19 protein-coding genes are annotated in these 19,262 nt (G+C 46.8%); 9 read left to right on the top strand and 10 right to left on the bottom strand.

The genetic code is table 11. The annotated features are described in order from the left end of the window. The first annotated feature begins 240 nt into the window (after positions 1–240). The 4 genes from queC to queF all read left to right on the top strand — a co-directional run bounded on the left by queC (position 241) and on the right by queF (position 2,813). The gene (queC, locus tag F0220_RS06205; RefSeq protein ID WP_105601091.1) at positions 241–918 is read left to right on the top strand and encodes a 7-cyano-7-deazaguanine synthase QueC; all 678 of its coding nucleotides are present in this window, start codon (positions 241–243) and stop codon (positions 916–918) included. Then, on the top strand, positions 915–1,406 hold the full coding sequence (gene queD, locus F0220_RS06200; protein ID WP_100530025.1) for a 6-carboxytetrahydropterin synthase QueD: 492 nt from the start codon (positions 915–917) through the stop codon (positions 1,404–1,406). Before queC ends, queD begins: the two co-directional genes overlap by 4 nt. Then, entirely contained in the window at positions 1,399–2,172 is a 774-nt protein-coding gene (queE, locus tag F0220_RS06195; RefSeq protein ID WP_105600754.1) for a 7-carboxy-7-deazaguanine synthase QueE, read from the top strand. Before queD ends, queE begins: the two co-directional genes overlap by 8 nt. 149 nt (positions 2,173–2,321) lie before the next feature. Further along, the gene (gene queF, locus F0220_RS06190) at positions 2,322–2,813 is read left to right on the top strand and encodes a preQ(1) synthase (RefSeq protein WP_105600756.1); all 492 of its coding nucleotides are present in this window, start codon (positions 2,322–2,324) and stop codon (positions 2,811–2,813) included. Between the two features lie 364 nt (positions 2,814–3,177). Here queF and F0220_RS06185 read toward each other — a convergent pair whose 3' ends face one another. Beyond that, positions 3,178–3,390 (bottom strand): hypothetical protein, encoded by a 213-nt coding sequence (locus F0220_RS06185; RefSeq protein ID WP_105600758.1) that lies wholly within the window; start codon positions 3,388–3,390, stop codon positions 3,178–3,180. Between the two features lie 253 nt (positions 3,391–3,643). Between F0220_RS06185 and F0220_RS06180 the strand changes: the two genes are divergently transcribed. Further along, positions 3,644–4,918 carry an MFS transporter gene (locus F0220_RS06180; protein ID WP_036668794.1) on the top strand — a complete coding sequence of 425 codons (1,275 nt, stop codon included), beginning with the start codon at positions 3,644–3,646 and terminating at the stop codon, positions 4,916–4,918. A 420-nt stretch (positions 4,919–5,338) separates the two neighbouring features. Here the strand turns inward: F0220_RS06180 and F0220_RS06175 are convergent, their stop codons facing one another. The 8 genes from F0220_RS06175 to F0220_RS06140 all read right to left on the bottom strand — a co-directional run bounded on the left by F0220_RS06175 (position 5,339) and on the right by F0220_RS06140 (position 14,572). After that, complete coding sequence (locus F0220_RS06175; RefSeq protein WP_105600759.1) at positions 5,339–5,827, bottom strand: prolyl-tRNA synthetase associated domain-containing protein; 489 nt, start codon at positions 5,825–5,827, stop codon at positions 5,339–5,341. Between the two features lie 58 nt (positions 5,828–5,885). Then, the gene (locus F0220_RS06170; protein ID WP_105600762.1) at positions 5,886–6,731 is read right to left on the bottom strand and encodes an EcsC family protein; all 846 of its coding nucleotides are present in this window, start codon (positions 6,729–6,731) and stop codon (positions 5,886–5,888) included. A 194-nt stretch (positions 6,732–6,925) separates the two neighbouring features. After that, positions 6,926–7,906 (bottom strand): glycoside hydrolase family 43 protein, encoded by a 981-nt coding sequence (locus F0220_RS06165; RefSeq protein WP_105600763.1) that lies wholly within the window; start codon positions 7,904–7,906, stop codon positions 6,926–6,928. Positions 7,907–8,765: 859 nt separating this feature from the next. Then, the gene (locus F0220_RS06160) at positions 8,766–10,175 is read right to left on the bottom strand and encodes an arabinan endo-1,5-alpha-L-arabinosidase (RefSeq protein ID WP_105601092.1); all 1,410 of its coding nucleotides are present in this window, start codon (positions 10,173–10,175) and stop codon (positions 8,766–8,768) included. 56 nt (positions 10,176–10,231) lie between these two features. Further along, positions 10,232–11,074 carry a carbohydrate ABC transporter permease gene (locus tag F0220_RS06155; RefSeq protein ID WP_036611483.1) on the bottom strand — a complete coding sequence of 281 codons (843 nt, stop codon included), beginning with the start codon at positions 11,072–11,074 and terminating at the stop codon, positions 10,232–10,234. A gap of 26 nt (positions 11,075–11,100) precedes the next feature. Then, a complete protein-coding gene (locus F0220_RS06150; RefSeq protein ID WP_036611613.1) occupies positions 11,101–11,991 on the bottom strand; it encodes a carbohydrate ABC transporter permease in 891 nt (296 codons plus the stop codon). A 157-nt stretch (positions 11,992–12,148) separates the two neighbouring features. Continuing rightward, complete coding sequence (locus F0220_RS06145; RefSeq protein WP_105600765.1) at positions 12,149–13,492, bottom strand: ABC transporter substrate-binding protein; 1,344 nt, start codon at positions 13,490–13,492, stop codon at positions 12,149–12,151. 132 nt (positions 13,493–13,624) lie between these two features. After that, positions 13,625–14,572: an arabinan endo-1,5-alpha-L-arabinosidase AbnA gene (locus tag F0220_RS06140; RefSeq protein ID WP_181155541.1), complete on the bottom strand. Its 948-nt coding sequence runs from the start codon at positions 14,570–14,572 to the stop codon at positions 13,625–13,627. A 361-nt stretch (positions 14,573–14,933) separates the two neighbouring features. Between F0220_RS06140 and F0220_RS06135 the strand changes: the two genes are divergently transcribed. The 4 genes from F0220_RS06135 to F0220_RS06120 all read left to right on the top strand — a co-directional run bounded on the left by F0220_RS06135 (position 14,934) and on the right by F0220_RS06120 (position 18,112). Next, a complete protein-coding gene (locus F0220_RS06135; RefSeq protein ID WP_105600767.1) occupies positions 14,934–15,851 on the top strand; it encodes an ArsR/SmtB family transcription factor in 918 nt (305 codons plus the stop codon). A 170-nt stretch (positions 15,852–16,021) separates the two neighbouring features. Further along, entirely contained in the window at positions 16,022–16,939 is a 918-nt protein-coding gene (locus F0220_RS06130) for a helix-turn-helix transcriptional regulator (protein WP_105600769.1), read from the top strand. An 82-nt stretch (positions 16,940–17,021) separates the two neighbouring features. Continuing rightward, positions 17,022–17,531: a DinB family protein gene (locus tag F0220_RS06125; protein WP_105600771.1), complete on the top strand. Its 510-nt coding sequence runs from the start codon at positions 17,022–17,024 to the stop codon at positions 17,529–17,531. Between the two features lie 11 nt (positions 17,532–17,542). After that, positions 17,543–18,112, top strand: coding sequence for a YdeI/OmpD-associated family protein (locus tag F0220_RS06120; protein WP_105600772.1), 570 nt, complete (start codon positions 17,543–17,545; stop codon positions 18,110–18,112). Positions 18,113–18,247: 135 nt separating this feature from the next. On the opposite strand, the gene F0220_RS06115 is transcribed toward F0220_RS06120, so the two are convergent. Next, the gene (locus F0220_RS06115) at positions 18,248–19,114 is read right to left on the bottom strand and encodes a helix-turn-helix domain-containing protein (protein ID WP_105600774.1); all 867 of its coding nucleotides are present in this window, start codon (positions 19,112–19,114) and stop codon (positions 18,248–18,250) included. Positions 19,115–19,262: the final 148 nt, after the last annotated feature.

Genomic DNA, 19,262 nt, shown 5'->3' with positions numbered 1-19,262 from the left:
CCTCTATAAGACTAGACTTGACCATGTGATGGTCAGTATACGTCTTGCGTACACGTTGCGGTCACCATGCAATCATGTACGTAAAAAACTAAGGACACTTACTCTTGCCTGCTTTTTTGAAGCGGTTATCGAGAAGGTGTGTTTTTTGATGGATGCCAGTTCATGAACTTCTCTGTTCTTCCGACACTCTATGCCTACGGGCATGGTTTGATCTCAAGAAGATAGAGAGGTTTTTTTATGTTGAACGAAGAAAAAGCAGTCGTTGTATTCAGCGGCGGTCAGGATAGTACCACGTGTCTGTTCTGGGCCAAACAACAGTTTGCCGATGTCGAGGTTGTTACGTTTGATTACGGTCAGCGCCACAAGCTGGAGATTGAATGCGCAGCCGAGATCGCTCGTGATCTGGGCGTACAGCAAACGGTACTCGATATGAGTCTGTTAAATCAGCTTGCCCCCAATGCGCTCACTCGCACAGATGTGGAGATTACGCATGAAGAAGGCGAACTGCCGAGTACATTTGTAGATGGACGAAATCTGCTGTTCCTCAGTTTTGCAGCCATTATGGCAAAGCAAAAAGGAGCACGTCACCTGGTTACAGGTGTATGCGAGACGGATTTCAGCGGATACCCAGATTGCCGGGATTCATTTGTGAAATCAATGAATGTGACGCTTAACCTGTCCATGGACTATCCATTTGTCATTCACACCCCGCTCATGTGGCTGGACAAAGCCCAAACGTGGAAGATGGCCGATGATCTCGGTGCTTTTGATTATGTACGCGAGCGTACCCTGACCTGTTATAACGGCGTGATCGGCGATGGATGCGGAGAGTGCCCTGCTTGCAAACTGCGCAAAGCCGGATTGGATCGTTATGTACAGCAACGTGCTACCGGATCTACGGGAGTGGATGTACGATGAGAGAGCCGGGAACATTCCGTATTGTAGAGCATCTGCAACGCATCGGAGAAGATATTCTACCCACCCAGCTGCGCTATCACCGCAAACGTGTGCTTGTAAGCAAAGAATTCACCTTTGACGCAGCACATCACCTGCATTGTTATGAAGGCAAGTGTAAAAACCTGCACGGTCATACGTATAAAGTTATTTTTGGCATTAGCGGTTATCCGGGTGAGACCGGGCTGACGGTTGATTTTGGACATATCAAAGATATATGGAAAACTCAAATTGAGGGATATCTGGATCATCAGTACCTCAACGAGACACTTCCTTTAATGAATACAACGGCTGAAAATATGGTCGTTTGGCTGTTCGAACAGATGGAACATGCGCTCCAGACGGAGCCCTATGCCGGGCTGACCGATGGTGGGCGGACGGAGTTTGTCCGACTCTTCGAGACACCAACCAGTTACGCGGAGGCGAGACGGGAGTGGATGATCCATGAGTAGTGTGACACAGCAGGTGAATGAGACGGGATCTCGCAAAGAGGCTCGTATTCCCGTGATGGAGATTTTTGGTCCGACGGTTCAAGGCGAAGGCATGGTCATCGGGCAAAAAACGATGTTTGTTCGCACCGCGGGCTGCGATTATCGCTGCTCCTGGTGCGACTCGGCCTTTACCTGGGACGGCAGTGGCAAGGACCAGATTCGAATGATTACGCCAGAGGATGTATGGGAAGAATTGCGCCGCCTTGGCGGCACCCGCTTCTCCCATGTCACCATCTCTGGCGGTAATCCCGCCCTGCTTGCTTCGCTGGGCGGGTTGGTTGCCCTGCTGCGGGAGAACGGCATCCGCACCGCGGTGGAGACGCAGGGCTCTCGCTGGCAGCCTTGGCTGGCGGACATTGACGAAGTCACCGTCTCGCCTAAGCCACCCAGCTCCGCCATGGACACCGATTGGTCCGTGCTGGATGATCTGATCGGAAGGCTGGCATCTGGCCCGGTAGAACGAAGTCACAGTCTGAAGATCGTGATCTTCGATGAGACAGACCTGGACTATGCACGCAGTGTGCATGCGCGGTATCCGGGCACAGATTTATTTTTACAAACCGGGAACCCGGATGTGACTTCCTCCGATACGCCAGATCTGGCGTCCTCGCTGCTTACTCGTTATGAGTGGCTGATCGACCAAGTTAGTGCCTCCGATGACCTGAATGATGTTCGTGTTCTTCCGCAGCTACATACGTTGGTATGGGGCAACAAACGCGGCGTCTAATGGGCAGTATGGGTGAAATGGGCGGCATGATGTAAGGATGAGAACGAAATGTCTTCAGACAATGAAGAGAATTCAACAGGCAAAACGGCCTATTCATATAACCCGCGAAGCTTTGGGCTTTGACGGAAACAAGGAGCGTTTAATAACCGATGAGACAACCTGATGAGATGCAAGATGTGACGTTGCTGGGCAACCAGAATGTAAAATATACGTTTGAATATGATCCGGACATTCTGGAGAGCTTTGATAACAAACATCCGTACCGTGATTATTTTGTAAAATTCAACTGCCCGGAGTTCACCAGCCTGTGCCCGATTACGGGTCAGCCGGACTTTGCAACGATCTATATCAGCTACATTCCGGATGTGAAAATGGTCGAGAGTAAATCACTCAAGCTGTACCTGTTCAGCTTCCGTAACCATGGTGATTTCCACGAGGACTGTGTGAACATCATCATGAACGACCTGATCAAGCTGATGGACCCACGCTACATCGAAGTATGGGGCAAATTCACACCGCGCGGCGGTATTTCCATTGACCCGTATACAAACTACGGTAAACCGGGAACGAAGTACGAGCAGATGGCCGACCATCGCATGATGAATCATGATATGTATCCGGAGACGATTGATAATCGTTAATTCGTCAGTTTCATCCATTCTGTATAAAATAGAATCATAGAATGCCAAAAGCCGAACTCTGCTATATAACTTGAACTAAAGATTATTTACACTGACACTACGATGACAGAACAACCTTCCAATCGCTGTTATCCCCAGATTTTTTACATTCCCTTTTCTAAAAGGGGAAAATCCGGGGATGGCGTACGCTTCCGATGCAGCTTTCTTTCAGAAAGCTTTTAGGCGTACGCTTCGCTTTTTCAGGTTTTTTCTGTCCTCTCCGTTACCTTGTAAATGATTAATTCAGCTTATATAGCTCAAGAAGTTCGGCTTTTTAGTTTAATCCTGCAGAACCTCCGTCTCTACCCTAAGCTTGGAGTCACTTTCAAGTAGATCGATCTTTCTTTAGTTCTTTGACTTTTTTGATGTAATGTCTCAACATCAGCACACCAATTGACTGAAAAATGATAAATATGACGATAGCAGCAGATAGAGATTTCGGTGCTACATAGATAACCTGAAACGTTATTACAGCCATATACAAAATAGTCATCACCAACTCACGTTTGGCGGATTCATAAGGTGATAAGGATTTCATATACATCCCTCCTCTATCCTTCTTACACATAAATATGGGTCTTCTTACAGTAGATGCTAAAGTAATACGTTTATTTTGTAAATGCAATGCTATTAATAAACACCTTGGAAATAGAGTTGAATTCATCAACGTTTTCCCTTGTTCCCCTTGTCGGTCCAATCAATCTATCCTATTATGTAACAATATGCTTACACGCATATATTACAACATCAGGCGCTGATCCCTCGTGACCGCGACCAAAGGAGAATTGTACATGTCTACTCAATCCACTTTAACCAAGGACGCCACAGCGCGTTCGAAAGCCCCACCCGGATCGGATGCCCAAAGCACCGTTTACCGGATACTCATTGCCATCAGTTTGGTTCATCTCTTCAATGATTCGATCCAGTCGGTTATTCCAGCCATTTTTCCGATTTTGAAAGACTCTATGCATCTCACGTATACTCAAATCGGATGGATATCATTTGCTATCAACTTTACCGCTTCCATTATGCAGCCTGTCGTAGGCTGGTTTGCAGATAAAAAACCGACGCCATCTATCCTGCCCATTGGCATGGGTTTTACATTTACTGGCATGTTGCTGTTGGCCTTCGCTGACAGTTATATGGCTGTCCTAATCTCCGTTATTTTTGTCGGTCTAGGCTCTGCTGCTTTCCATCCGGAAGGTTCACGGGTATCCCATATGGCTGCTGGTCAGCGCCGTGGGCTGGCACAGTCCATCTTCCAGGTTGGTGGTAACGCCGGGCAGTCCCTTGCCCCATTGCTTACACGCTGGATCTTTATCCCGTTTGGACTGTTCGGTGCCATTGGATTTACAGGCATTGCTGCCATGGGGATTGCAGTCCAAATCTACATAGCCCGTTGGTATGGACGCATGCTGCAATCGGGAGGATATCTGCGTAGACAGGCTGCTGCTCGTCGTGCACCCAATCCTGCTTTACGCAAAAAGATTACTGCCGCCATTACGCTATTGATTTTGCTCGTCTTTGTTCGTTCCTGGTATATCGCTTCCATTGGCAGCTTCTACGCGTTTAATCTGAAAGATACCTTTGGATTATCCACAGAGGACGCGCAGATCTATATCTTCTTGTTCCTCGCTGCTGGAGCACTTGGTACATTCTTCGGAGGCCCACTGGCAGATCGATTCGGCAAACGTAACCTGATCTTCCTGTCCATGGCTGGAGCTGCTCCGCTGGCTCTGTTGCTGCCCTATGCGAATCTGTTCTGGACAGGCGTACTACTAACCATTATTGGTTTTATCATGTTATCCAGCTTCTCGGTTACGGTTGTGTACGCACAGATGCTGATTCCGGGCAAAATCGGAACGGTCTCCGGTCTGATCACAGGTCTGGCATTTGGTATGGGAGGCCTGGGCGCACTCGTGCTGGGCAACTGGATTGACGTTTTCGGTGTATCACCCGTAATGCAGATGTGCAGCTTCCTGCCCCTGCTCGGGATCTTCACGTTCTTGCTTCCATCCGATAAATTACTCAATATCTGGGCGAAAGAAAACGGTAGTGAAGAGTAAAAAATACATCAACAGGTGTCCACTTTTTATTCTATACTAGATCCAATCCTTACGTGGCAGCATCGTCCTTATAAGACGTTATCTTGCGCTAACGAACCTGACAGCACTTATTTGAACGATTACTGCTGGTTTCGCAATCTAAAGAATCTAAGCAACGCTATTCCAGAGAAAAAGGCCGAAAACCTTGGAATGTGCGTGTGAAATGCAGAAATAACGTGTCTGAGATTCTTTAGCAATTGGAATTAGTAAAATATCGTCGAATAACGTCTGCTGAGTTCTTTAGGTTTCACATTAGTCATTTACATTTGCAGTATGAATAAAATGCTTGAACCATAACAAAAGGGTTCTTGCCAACTCTGTATTCACAGACTGGCAGGAACCCCTTTTTATATTTGTTGTTCTCGTATTTAGTTCAACCGTTTATTCCACGTCACACATGACAACGTTGCTGCCTTGAGCTGTAATTAGTTCCTTCACATCTTCAAATTCAAGGAATACCGTCGCCGTATTCTCCATCGGATGAATTCCGATTTTCTGACCAACTAGATCCTTGTCAAAAACTACGGTCACGTTTTTCTGAATATTATTAAAAACCCCCATAGGGTTGACGTGCCCTTTTTCCAATCCGAGGAATTCCAACAAATCCTTTTCACTGGCAAAACTTAATTTGCGGCTAGGTATCTTTTCGCTTAAACTTCTCAAATCAACGGACTTCGTTCCAGCAATCGTCACCAGATAATAGTTGCGTTTCTTGTCATCACGCAGAAACAGATTTTTAACGATACGTTCTGTATGTGGAATTTGATAAGAGAATATTTCCTCCATCGTGTATACTGCGGGATGTTCAATACTTTCGTAAACGATATTATTGCGATCCAAAAGATCATAGAAACCCTGTTTGTTTAACATATCAAATTCAACTCTTTCAATATAAATATTCTTCTGTAATATAACTTCTTCTGTAATGTTACTTCAAACGCTGAAGGATCAGCCGTTTTTTGTACAACATTTTACCTGCTTCGGCTACATCACGGATCGTATTTTTGTTGCTCACTGAACCAAATACCATGCCGGCAATAGGCACGAGTTGGAACAGCTTCTTCCAACCAAAGGATTCACTGTAGGAGTTAAACACTTCCCGCCAGCCCTGCATCTGCGATACCACTTCAATTGGCTTGTCCGGATCGTCGTAGGCGGCCAGTTCTTCAATGATCGCCTTCTTGCCTACAATATCGGCGGAAGAGAATTGCAGACATTTGACGATAAAGATACGCTCCAGCGGTTCATCCGGATCATAACCATAACATAGAGCCATCTCCTGCAGTACCTTCAGAGAAAGCCCCATCACCATCGGAATATCTGCTGCAATAGTTACAATGCCACCAAACCCTGTAGCTGCTCCCTGCGCCGCAGCAAATTTGGTTCGGCTCTCGGTAATGTTATCAGCCACCTGGTCCAGCACTTTAAGTGGCAGATTCTCCACACTATGAATCTTCGCTGTCCCCTCCGCTTCAGCTTCCTGCTCCAGACGATAGGACGTATCTATCATGGAATAACCGGACTTCTCGGCTTCCTCTTGCAGCAGCTTGGCTACTTTTTTCTTCTGTACGAGGAACTTGCCCCCATTCTGCACATACTGACCCACGTCATTCAGGGAATCGCCGATCTTCTGTTTCAGCGCTTTAGGCATCACTTTATCCAACATCGCAAAGGGCAAACGCCCGATTTTATCCCAAATAAACAAGTCTTTCTGTTGTTTCTCCCATTTCAAAATCTGTTCAAGCTCCAAGTCCAACGTCTCGCGTGAATCCATATGTGATCCTCCTAATAGGTTCTGCATCGTAATCTGTATCTTTCTCATACGCAGAAATCATCGTTGTGGTTGCTTTGTTTTGTGTCCAGGATACATATGTTCAGGCACTCCATCTTATCGTTCACATACAAAAGAGCCCTTAATCAGCATCACTCGCTAACTAAGGGCTCTCGTATTCAAGGTTTCATTACCTCTTATTTTGCTTCAGCTACTGCGCTGCCATCTGGAACCGGAACACCGAAATCAGGTGTGCCATCTTCACGCCAATGAATCACTTGAGCACGGGCGTGACGGTTCGGATCATACAAGGGATCACCCTCGATGTCTTTGTAATTACGCGCATGATAAATCAGAATATCGGTCTTGCCATCCGGTGACACCGTAAAGCTGTTATGCCCCGGACCGTATTGGCCGTTCCCTTCACAAGTCTGGAATACAGGCTCGGGTGATTTCACCCAGCTAGCCGGATCAAGCAAGTCGGCATTTTCATCTGCGGTGAGCAGACCCATACAATAATTGTAATCGGTCGCGCTTGCCGAGTAGCCGATAAACAACCGCCCATTCCGATGCATCACGGCTGCTCCTTCATTCACTTTAAAGCCGATGATTTCCCAATCGTACTCAGGCGTAGAGATCATAACCTGCTCGCCGCGTAGCGTCCATGGGTTCTCCATTTCGGCAATGTACAGGTTGGAGTTGCCCACAATATCAGGATCTTTCTGCGCCCAGACCAGATAGCGAATCCCCTTATGTTCAAAGGTTGTTGCATCCAGTGCGAATGATTCCCACCGTGTGTAAATCTGTCCCTTTTCTACCCAATCTCCTTCGAGTGGATTCGCGGAATCGTTCTCCAGAACATACATCCGGTGATCGAACAGTCCTTCGTTGGTCTCACTGGTGTGAGCCGCAGCGTAGTGTATGTACCATTTGCCATCGATAAAATGAATCTCCGGTGCCCAGATGTTGGCACTCATCGGCCCCGTGTCACGCTTGGTCCAAGCCGTTACCGGCTCAGCATCTCTTAACTCTTCCAACGTCTCTGCTCGCCGGATCTCGATCCGGTCAAAGGCTGGTACGGAAGCGGAGAAATAATAGTAACCGTCTGTATGACGGTACACCCACGGATCTGCGCGCTGCTCCAGGATGGGATTAGTAAATGTAATAGAATCAGTCATGGGAATGCTCCCCTTTCAAATGTTGTTTGGCTCGAAGTTGGGGAATGTAACCCAATTGCGAAAAAAGCGAAAACCTTTTTGGGTGGTGCACAGCGGACGTTCGGGGGTGGCAGGGCCTTGGTGCTCTCTTGTCCTCCGATTTCTTTTTATCACCGCTCCTGGCGGTTGAAATCGGATGCCAAACTCGCTCCTGCGGCTCCTTCCTCCCCCTCACTGCTTGTGCACCCTCGGAGCGGCCGCTCGGCTCTTACCGCGCTCGCTGGGTTACAACCTCACTTCGAGCCTTTTTGTTGGCTCGGTCTTATGGGGTTGACCGCTTCGCAGGGTCAACTCTCCGCATGTAATGCAAGGCAAGCCGCAGAGCTATAGACTAGCTTTGCATGCACAGCGGGCGTTCGGGGGTGGCAGGGCCTTGGTGCTCTCTTGTCCTCCGATTTCTTTTTATCACCGCTCTTGGCGGTTGAAATCGGATGCCAAACTCGCTCCTGCGGCTCCTTCCTCCCCCTCACTGCTTGTGCACCCTCGGAGCGGCAGCTCGCTCTTACCGCGCTCGCTGGGTTACAACCTCACTTCGAGCCTTTTTGTTGGCTCGGTCTTATGGGGTTGACCGCTTCGCAGGGTCAACTCTCCCCATATTTAGTGCATTATTGGCCTCAGACATAGGCCAACTTTGTCATGCACAGCGGACGTTCGGGGGTGGCAGGGCCTTGGAGCTCTCTTGTCCTCCAATTTCTTTTCCCACCGCTCCTGGCGGTTGAAATCGGATGCCAAACTCGCTCCTGCGGCTCCTTCCTCCCCCTCACTGCTTGTGCACCCATAGAGCAGTAGCTCGCTCTTTCCGCGCTCGCTGGGCGTCCCCTTACTCCTCAGCTGCGCTGATCTGCTTGCCCCAGACTGCCACGCCGTGGTCATTGAGGCCTGTCACTACGATTGCCGGCTGGCTTCGCTCCCAGTCCCAAGACGGCAGCAGCTTCAGCTCTTCTGTGGAGGCTCCGCCCCATGGGCTTTCTTTCCACTTCAGTGTCAGTGTTTGTTTGTCATCAAGGGTCCAGGTTCCTGAACCTTTTTCGCTTTTAATTTTACCGTTGCTTGTTAGGGTATAAGGCACGGCTTGAATCTGCCCGTCCACGGACGGATCAAGTGCCATTCCTTCCCACGCCCCGGCAATCATGGACTTCGGAATATCCTGTGTGGTCTCACCTGCGTACCGTTCAGGTGAAACGACAGGCCAGCCGTCCTTCGTCCATAACATTTTGCGTACATGCAGATATGGCCAGTTTTTATCCGTCTCACCCCGTGCATGATGCACGATGTAATAATCGTCTCCGTCCTTCAACACGGAGTTATGTCCAGGCGCAACCCAGCCTTCACCTTCTGTGAAGCGATAACCGCCGAGAATTTTGGTGCCGATCTCATATTGCGGCAGATACTCCGTATCCAGCATGTTATTGCCGTTTATGTCCGTATACGGTCCTGTGATTGAATCGGCACGCGCAACCCGCACGTTATAGTCCTCGAATAAGGAATCATAGGAGACGAACAGATAATACTTTTTGAACTCCGGGTTATACACAATGTAGGGACCTTCCACTGCGCCCTCTTCAGTTGCACGATCCCGAGCAGCAATGCGAGTACCATAACCCTCGTCCTTGAATTTCCCGGTGTCGGGGTCGAGTGGCGCAATATAAATGCCGTCAAAGAATGAACCATATACCATCCACGAATTGCCCTCGGCATCTACGATGGGATTGGCATCAATGGCATTTAATTTGTCCTGTTCATTCGCAGAAGTTTTTACAACCAGTCCTTCATCTGTCCATGGACCTTCGGGAGATAAGGATGTCTGAAGACCAATGGCCGACTGGGTACTGCCAAAAGAAGAAGCCGAATAATACATCCGATAGGTATCGCCAACTTGGATCACATCGGGTGCCCACAGATTGACTGCACCTGTCCAGTCCAGCGCTTCTTGCGGAATACCCGGCAGAGCCTGACCTACCCACTTCCAGTGGATCAGATCATCTGATTTGCGTACCATGACGCCGGGTTTCGCTTCTCCTGCTACACGAACGTCTGTGGAATAGACGTAGTATCCCTGGTCTGTTTTGATAATGGCCGGATCATGCGCATTGTTCACCGTCCAGCGTGATTCATCGTCCAAAATGGAGGTGTCATACAACTGAGTATCTTGAGGAGCTTTAGGAAAGACCGGACGGGACACCGTTTCTCCTGAACAACCCGTAGCTCCAACAACCATCAATAACAACATGGAAGCAACCACTCCTTTTCCTGAATTCGACCACCGCCGGAATTTCTTCCGCTGGTTCATCCCTTGACTCCCGAAATGGCAACCGATTCAATAATCTGTTTCTGGAAGATCAGGAAGATGATTAATACCGGTAACAGGGCTACAATCGACGCCGCCATAATAAGTGGGTAATCGGTTTGAATCGCATACGTGGCATTGAAGTTCGCGATAACGAGCTGTAACGTCTGCTTCTCCGGTGAATTCAGATAGATAATTGGTGCCAGATAATCATTCCAGATGCCCATGAACCAGAGAATCAGCTGTGCAGCAATCGCCGGTTTGATGAGTGGAAACGTAATACTGGAGTACAGCCGGAAGTAGGAACTTCCATCGATTTTGGCTGCTTCAATAATCGCATCAGGCACACTAAGCAGATATTGACGCAGGAAAAAGATCATGATGACGTTACCGAACAGGCCAGGAACAATCAGTGGTAACAGCGTATCCACCCAGCCCAGCTTTGCAAACATGATGAATTGTGGGATCATGACTGTCGGATAAGGAATCATCATGGATGCCAGCAATGCGAGAAACAGTTTGTTTTTGTGCGGGAATCTTAACTTGGCAAAAGCAAAGGCAGCGATACTGGACGTAAACGTACCCACCACAGTTACACTCACCGCAACGATGAGGCTGTTTTTGATCCCGCTGAGCAGCGGGCCTGCTTCCCAGATTTCTTTATACTTTCCAAATTGGAATACTTCAGGTATCCATACAGGCGGAAGCGCGAACACATCCTGCTTCTCCTTCAATGACGTGGACAACATCCAGATCAGTGGTGCAATCATCGCAATCGCACCAATCGCGAGTACGATAAAAATGATCGAGTTTGTTAATTTCCTCTTTTGACTGTAAGACATCTCCGGTTCACTCCTTTCCTTGACAATCAATCCCCATCATAGGCTGATTTTTCGTTCATTTTGAATTGCACCAAGGTAATGACAAAAATGAAAATACCAAGAATCATGGCCATCGCTGAGGCATAACCCATCTGCAAGTTACTGAAGGCTTTCTGCCAGATGTAGAAAACGATCGATGCCGAAGAATATTCGGGACCACCCGTAGGTGTCATAATGTTCATCTCGGTGAAGATCTGGGAACCCCCAATAATATTTGTAACAATGAGGAAAAAGGTAACTGGCTTCACCATAGGCCAGGTGATATTGCGGAAGATTTGGAACCCATTGGCTCCATCCAGCTCAGCCGCCTCGTAGTATGTACGTGATACACTTTGCAGTGCCGCCAAGTACAATAACATCGTGTATCCCAGACCCTTCCACACTGTCATAATAATCAGAGCTGGTTTGACCGTGTCTTTGTTCGCAAGCCAGTTAGGCCCTTTAATCCCAAACAGGTCAAGGAACTGGTTCACCAGACCGTAATCCCCGTTATAAGCCCAGTTCCACATAATGGACACGGCAGCGAGGGAAGAAATGACCGGGATGTAATAGATTACTCGGAATGTCGTGGTGCCGGGAATTTTACGATTCAGACCCATTGCCAGCAACAATGCGAGCAACAATCCAATCGGAATACCGAGCATCAGGAAGAATGTATTAAACATCGCTTTGTAGAAGAGGTCATCCGTCAGCAAATCCTTGAAGTTGGCCAAACCGATAAAGTTCATCTGTCCCAGTCCGTCCCAATCCGTAAAGGAACCATAAAGGGAGTAGAGGAACGGGAACATGACAAAGATCAGCAATCCAAGAATCGGAGGTAAAATAAACAGATATCCGTACAGCATCTCTTTGCGATACAAACTCGATTTCGTAATCACGGCGTTCACCCCTGTTTCTAGTATCAGCATGTGGCATTCTTCGATTGAACCTTGCCGATCAACGAATGCCACATGCCCGTATGGAATCCAATAAGTTCCAATACGAATGATGCCAGCAGCATGATTGCAGGCTGCCGGCATCACCCTTTCCTATCTACTATTTCTGAGATTTCTTTTCTTGTTCAACCGCTTTGTCGAGCAGTTTTTGCATTTTTGGTTGTTGCTGCTTCACATAGTCTGCGGCTGTAATCTTGCCATCCAATACCGGCTGGATGTCCGTAAAGAACAGGTCATACCATTCCGCATTGTACGTGTAGTTACCTGGCAGTGCCCGGCCGTAATCCTCAACGATATCAATGAATTCCTGTTTGTTGGCTGGTTTCGTGGATGTATCTTTGGCCCACTCGTCTGCCATATCAAGCAAGTTCGGAATCTGTACCTTGGCATCTACCAGTTGCTGCATGCCTTCCTTCGAAGCCGTAAGGTAGTTCACCAATGCTGCTGCCTCTTCCGGATGTTTCGTTTTCGCGGATACTCCAATTCCCAGAGATCCGATCCACGTTGCCGATTTACCAGTAGATCCCGCAGGGAACGGCAGCAAATCATAATCGAAAGGTAATTTCTCAAATGTACTCATATCCCATGGGCCTACTGGGAAGAAAGCCATTTCACCTTTCATCCAGCGTTGATACGTATCCAATGTTTGCGCTTCCTCAATGGAAGGTGTAATTTTGTATACGTTCTGCATATCCGCGAAGAATTGCAAGGCTTCAGCGAATTTTGGATCATCAATTGTTACCTTTGTTTTGGTCTCATCCAACCAATCCCCACCGTTGCTCCATACAAAGGATTGCAGGGCCCACTGTACGTTGAATCCAGTACCGTATACATCCGGTTTACCATCTCCATTGGTATCCTTGGTCGCTTGCTGGTTCACCTTGATGAACTCTTCCCATGTGTATGGTTTATCCTTGTCAGGGAGTGGGATGCCCTCTTTTTCAAACAACGTTTTGTTGTAACCCAGTGCAAATGGCCCCAGATCCTTCGGCATACCATAGATGTCACCTTGACCTGCCATTTGGCCGTCAGAACGATACAGGTCCACGCCGTATTTCCAGATATTATCGAGATCCACATCCGGATTGTTTTCAATATACGAAGTGAGGTTCATCAGCACATTGCTGTTCACATACGCCTTCACGTCGCCCGGATTGATATAAAATACGTCAGGCAAGCTGTTGCCGGTAATTGCCGCTCTCAGCTTGGTTGCATATTGATCCGCAGCCGTTACGATAATTTTGACTTTCACACCCGGATGATCTTCTTCGAATTTCTTGACCACCGCTTGGTATGCTTTCTGCTCATCTGTCCCACCGCGGAACATAAACGTTAACTCCTTGTCCCCATTTGCACCGCTGCTGCCTCCTCCACAGCCCGCAAGTACCAGTGCACTTACCAGCATAAGAAGCATAAATGTGACCCAACTCTTTTTCTTTACCATCTGAACCCCTCCTGATCTGGACTTGTAACCGTATTCAATTGGATGAAATAAGATTTCTGTTGTTAAATTTATCAAATCCAGATCACTTTAGTCAATACTTTTATAAAACATTTTATATTTATCTAAAATAAATCAATATTTCGGCCAGCCATTCGAGTCCCAAAGCAAGTCATTAATCAGCAATTTCGGATTGCCATTATCCTCTGCATCATAGGCGTGTCGTGCAATGACATTGCCGTTGTACACGTCCTGACCACCTGGACCTTTCCATTTCACATTGCCTGTATCCAGTACCGTCCCGCCACCATTCAGCATATTGACTCCGTTTTTGTCCACATAAGGGCCTGTTATACTGGTTGAACGCCCATAGACCATTTTGTAAGTACTGTTCACCCCTTGGCAGCAAGAATCGATGGAAGCAAACAGGTAATAATAGCCGCCACGATATACAATACTTGGTCCTTCAATAGCACCTCCGTTATTCGGGCGCGCCGCAATGGAAGTTATGTTTCCTGTCGGTTTCATCGTATTTTTGTCCAGTTTGACAATCTTCAGACCGCTCCAAAACGAACCAAAAGCCAGCCATGGATTGCCTGAAGCATCAATGACCAGATTCGGATCAATGGCATTATAATTATTGGCGGTCGTGGTTTGAAGCACCAATCCTTCGTCCTTCCATTGCCCTGCACCGATACTATTGGCTGAGGCAAGACCAATCGCAGACCGATTAGAACCAAAGGTCGAGATCGAATAATAGAGCCACACTTTTCCGTTATACTGCTCTACGTCCGGTGCCCATACATCCAATCCGCTTTGTCCCGGAACGGCAGAAGCCCACCAGGATGGCTTACTTAAGAAGATTTGTGGAACACGATACCAGGACGATCCATTATCGGATTTCAATACTTGAATACCCGGGCCGGTTGAAAAGGTGTACCAGGAACTGCCCTCTTTGATAATCGACGGATCATGAACAGCGGTATCTCCGGTCAGATTCCAGAACGCCGCCAAAGCCTTTGACTGACCTGCCAGCAGTAATACCATCACAAGTAATGCCGGTAACGCCAACCGTTTCCACATAACCCTCTTCACATTGCTTAACTTTTCCAAACCAAACTCCACCTTTCCTGATCAAATGGTTAATTAGGTTCATGAAGTAATGAATCAATTTAGGTATAATAGGATTATAAAAGCGGTTACATGACATTTCAATGGTATATTTCAAATATATGTGAACTGATTAACACTTATTTTAACCGGAATAGTGAACTAAATATAGATTATATATTCGTATTTGCGCTATACACAAGGGTTTTGGCTTCTATTTCTCCACCCTTCCCTTCCATGAGGGAATGATTTATAATTATCTGAAATAAAACATATAAATGTGCAAATGTCTGTGTCGAAGACTTTGTTCAGAACGGGGAAAGGAAATCCACCTATGATTTATATTAAAGATCTGATGTCGGGTGTGAATATCTTCAAAGCGCTCAGTTCGGAAATCCGGATTCAGATTATCGAGCTGCTGGCCAAGAACCAAAGCCTTAATCTCAATGATCTCGCAACCAAACTGGGACTGAGCAATGGTGCCATCACAATGCACATCAAGAAGCTTGAAGAGAGCGGATTGATCGAGATCAACACCGCTGTTGGCAAACATGGAATCCAGAAGATATGTTATCTCAATGAGGAAAAATTGATGGTTGATCTGCGTTCACAAGAGATTAACAATCGTTATGAGGTAGAAATTCAGGTCGGTCATTACAGCGATTATCAGGCCGCACCTACATGTGGTCTCGCTACCCGGGACAGCATTGTTGGAGAGTTCGATGATCCGCGGTACTTTGCTGATCCACTGCGAATTGATGCGGAGATGATCTGGCTGGCCGAGGGTTATCTCGAGTATCGGATTCCAAACTATCTCAAACCTAATCAGTCCTTTAGCGAAATTCAGTTGTCGATGGAACTGGGTTCGGAGGCCCCTGGCTTTTGTGACAATTACCCTTCGGATATTTACTTCTATGTCAACGGTATTGAGATTGGTTGCTGGACGAGCCCAGGGGATTTCGGTAATACACGCGGGACCTTCAACCCGGAATGGTGGCCTCCCCACTTGAATCAGTACGGTATGCTGAAGCTGATTCGGATTACGCAAGAGGGCAGCTATATCGACGGATGTCGTATCTCGGATGTAACGCTGGACCAGATTGGGCTGGATTACAAAAGCGATATTCACTTCCGCATTGCGGTTACCGACGGATCTTTGAACAAACGGGGCTTAACGATCTTTGGCAAAAACTTCGGAAACTATGGACAGAATCTGCTCGCTCGGGTTCTCTATAACGTGCAAGAAGAGTAGAGTCATCTCTGACTATTCACTCGATATGAAGTTCGACCGATCTGCTAACGTAACTGTTCAACACAACAACAATCATGTGTCTTCGAAAGGGTGCTATCCAGCACTCTTTTTTTGTTGTGATATAATAATGGCCTGTAATGACAAAATGGAATAACGGGCGGGGATACCTTTTGAAATTGGAGCGATTAATCTCAATCATATACAAACTGCTGAACCACGAAGTATTGTCTGCTTCCACCTTGGCGGAAGAGTTTCAGGTGTCCCCAAGAACGATCTATCGGGATATTGATGTAATCTGTGCCGCCGGCTTCCCGGTCGTCTCCCATCAGGGACTCAAAGGCGGCTACGGCATGATGGACGGATACAAGATGGATAAAAGCTTGCTCGGTTCTTATGATGTGGATTCCCTGATCACGGTCCTGAGCAGTCTATCCACAGTATTCGAAGATGCACGTGCACAAGGCACGATTGAACGTCTGCAAACGATTGGACCGGAGCATCAAACCTCAAGTCTGTCGGTGGATCTGGAGACTCGCCGAACAGAACCTGACGCCCTTCCTCATCTGCGTAAAGGGATTACGGATCATCAGGTTGTCCGTTTTGACTACATCAATACAAAGAATGAACATACACCCCGCCATCTGGAACCTTTAAGACTTCATTTTAAATATCGTAATTGGTATGTATACGGATTTTGCCAGACACGGCAGGATTATCGCGAGTTCCGACTGTCCCGGATGATGAACGTGCAACTGACATCGGAACACTTCCAACCCCACCTTGAGCTTCCCCAAGAGAATGTTGTGTCAGATCCATCATGGCAAGATCAGGTAAGTGATGTTGTATTTCGGGTGAACCCGGAAGCGCTAGCGGAAGCCATGGATCATTTTCAACAGGCAGATAAGCAATTTCACGAGGATGGAAGTATGACGATGCGCATCTCGGTTTATCAACCGTTACAAGCCAAGTGGTTATGGTCGTTTCTGCTTAGTTTGGGAAGTGGCGCTGAGGTGCTTGAACCGATTGAATTACGAGGTATTCTGAAAGAACAGCTTCGAGACGCACTTAAATTCTATGAAGAAGTATGACACGCTGTTGTCATACTTCTTTTTTTATAATCATTTTAGTAAGTAACCACATCCCTCGCCAAATTAAAGGAGACGATCATTCATGAATCATCCGGAACAAATGTATAACTACAACGCATGGGCTAATCAAACCATCCTGAACAGAATCAAAGAACTCCCCTCTTCTGTGCTGAGTCAGGAAGTGAACAGTTCATTTCCAACCATCGCCCATGCCCTCAGCCATATCTACGCAGTGGATAAGATGTGGTATCTGGTGTTAACGGGCACCGGTATGCCCGAGGCACTCCAGGCATGCATGCCTCTCAATGGTGAAATTCACGGTTCAATAGATGAGTACATGCAAATGTTTGCCGATCTGTCGGCACAATACAGCGAATGGCTCCAAGGCCAAACTAATCTTGAACAAACCGTGCTGCTCGATAATCCATTTGCCGGCGTCCGCGAAACCAGCTTATCGGAAATGGTATTCCATCTGGTCAATCACGGGACCTACCACCGAGGCAATGTGTCTACCATGCTGCGTCAGTTGGGGCATGCCTCCGTCATGAACGACTATTCTCTCTTCTGGTATCAAGAACCGGCTCAAGTATAGACAACGATGCGATGGAGAATGTACATTGTATCCCCGTGACATCGAGGGAAGAATTGAGAAGTTGGTTGCAGGAGCATGGAAAAGTCCAGAAATCTTGCTGGGTCATGGTTAGCTTGAAACCCACTCCGGATACTCTACTGTATTTGGATGTGGTTGAGGAGTCGCTATGCTTTGGCTGGATCGATGGGGTCAAAAAGAAAATATCCGAGACTCGATTGGCACAGAGATTATCTCCCCGAAGCAAACGTAGCTCATGGACAGAATTGAACAAGGAACGTGTCCGTCGACTTGAAAAGTTGGGCTTCATGCATGACGAGGGTAGAGAGGTTCTTCCTGTTATGGAGCCAAATGCTTTCATAATTGATGGTGTGATCGAACAAAGGCTGAAAGAAGACCATCAGGTTTATGCAAATTTCATGGCCTTCCCTAACCTGTATCAAAACGTTCGGATCGATACGATCCAAAGTGTTAAGAATCAGCCAGCATTATTCCAGAGCAGATTAGATAAGTTCATAACCAACACAAAGGAAAATAAAATGTACGGTCAGTGGCATGATCACGGACGGCTTCTGGATTATTAAAAACCCTTGAAAATACGAAAGCAGGACCTCCTCGTAAGATGGTCCTGCTTATTTTTTTGGATTTATACGTTGGCGAATCTCGGCCCAGAATTTCTGTTCACCTCTCCCGGCTCACACATCATATTCATTCGGGTGTTAATGATTCTGCCTGTATGTTTTGGGAGACTTACCAAAGGCTTTCTTGAACTGGCGGGTGAAATAATTACTGTCGTTAAATCCACATTCATACGAAATTTCCGTGATGGACAGATTCCCGTTTTTCAACAAATGACAAGCCTTCTCCAGACGCAACTTTTGCAGATAAGAGATCGGGGTCATCTGATAATAGGATCGAAAAATCCGGTTCAGATGCCTTATGGAGATATTCGACTTCCCCGCAATATCCTCTAGCGACAGTGGCTCCAGATAATGATCTTCAATAAATGAAATGGCATTGGCCAGATGCATCAGATTATTACCTTCAATCCCTTTCTCCTGCGTATCATATTGTCTCGATAAATAAACAACCATCTCCGTAAGACGTGAGATCAACATCGTCTGATACCCTTGCTGTTTACTCTGATACTCCTCAATCATGAACGATATCAGTGATTCCACATACTCCAGACTGGAAATGGATAACGAAAGTTTACTCGGAAATGAGTGAATATTACGATACAACGGTTCCAAAACAAACAACGCCTGAAAGCCGTTAGATTTTCTCAGATCGGGACCGGCCGAAGCAAGCATCTCGGGACTGAACATAATATTACAGATCCTAAAATCATGAGGGTCTTTATACGCATGATGGGTGTCACCATTAATCACAAATGCGTTCCCTTTTTTAATAAAAAATTCTTCGGTGTTCACCACATGGGTTGCATGACCATTCAGAACAATCACAAGTTCCGTAAAATCCATATGATTATGAAGCTCCATGTCCTCAACATGTCCACCGTACTGAATAAAAAACGGAAATTGTTGATGATCCGAGGTAAACCATCTCAAATATGCATTACTCAAAAGCATTCCCCTCCGCAAACCATGTTGGGTTGAATGTCTATATCATGCTATTCGAGGACCGAAAAATCAAGGTTGGAAATGATTGAAGACGATATAATGCCCCTTGTAGCAAGGATATCTCTCATACGTCCAGGTCCATATTACACTT

Origin of the sequence: Paenibacillus sp. 37 (assembly GCF_008386395.1) — a bacterium.
Lineage (GTDB): Bacteria > Bacillota > Bacilli > Paenibacillales > Paenibacillaceae > Paenibacillus > Paenibacillus amylolyticus_B.
This window is presented reverse-complemented; position numbering and strand designations above follow the sequence as displayed.

Coding starts and splice junctions, on each gene's coding strand:
- queD (WP_100530025.1), top strand. CDS start 915: ATGAGAGAGCCGGGAACATTCCGTATTGTAGAGCATCTGCAACGCATC.
- queE (WP_105600754.1), top strand. CDS start 1,399: ATGAGTAGTGTGACACAGCAGGTGAATGAGACGGGATCTCGCAAAGAG.
- queF (WP_105600756.1), top strand. CDS start 2,322: ATGAGACAACCTGATGAGATGCAAGATGTGACGTTGCTGGGCAACCAG.
- F0220_RS06185 (WP_105600758.1), bottom strand. CDS start 3,390: ATGAAATCCTTATCACCTTATGAATCCGCCAAACGTGAGTTGGTGATG.
- F0220_RS06180 (WP_036668794.1), top strand. CDS start 3,644: ATGTCTACTCAATCCACTTTAACCAAGGACGCCACAGCGCGTTCGAAA.
- F0220_RS06175 (WP_105600759.1), bottom strand. CDS start 5,827: ATGTTAAACAAACAGGGTTTCTATGATCTTTTGGATCGCAATAATATC.
- F0220_RS06170 (WP_105600762.1), bottom strand. CDS start 6,731: ATGGATTCACGCGAGACGTTGGACTTGGAGCTTGAACAGATTTTGAAA.
- F0220_RS06165 (WP_105600763.1), bottom strand. CDS start 7,906: ATGACTGATTCTATTACATTTACTAATCCCATCCTGGAGCAGCGCGCA.
- F0220_RS06160 (WP_105601092.1), bottom strand. CDS start 10,175: ATGTTGTTATTGATGGTTGTTGGAGCTACGGGTTGTTCAGGAGAAACG.
- F0220_RS06155 (WP_036611483.1), bottom strand. CDS start 11,074: ATGTCTTACAGTCAAAAGAGGAAATTAACAAACTCGATCATTTTTATC.
- F0220_RS06145 (WP_105600765.1), bottom strand. CDS start 13,492: ATGGTAAAGAAAAAGAGTTGGGTCACATTTATGCTTCTTATGCTGGTA.
- F0220_RS06140 (WP_181155541.1), bottom strand. CDS start 14,572: ATGTGGAAACGGTTGGCGTTACCGGCATTACTTGTGATGGTATTACTG.
- F0220_RS06135 (WP_105600767.1), top strand. CDS start 14,934: ATGATTTATATTAAAGATCTGATGTCGGGTGTGAATATCTTCAAAGCG.
- F0220_RS06125 (WP_105600771.1), top strand. CDS start 17,022: ATGAATCATCCGGAACAAATGTATAACTACAACGCATGGGCTAATCAA.
- F0220_RS06120 (WP_105600772.1), top strand. CDS start 17,543: ATGGAGAATGTACATTGTATCCCCGTGACATCGAGGGAAGAATTGAGA.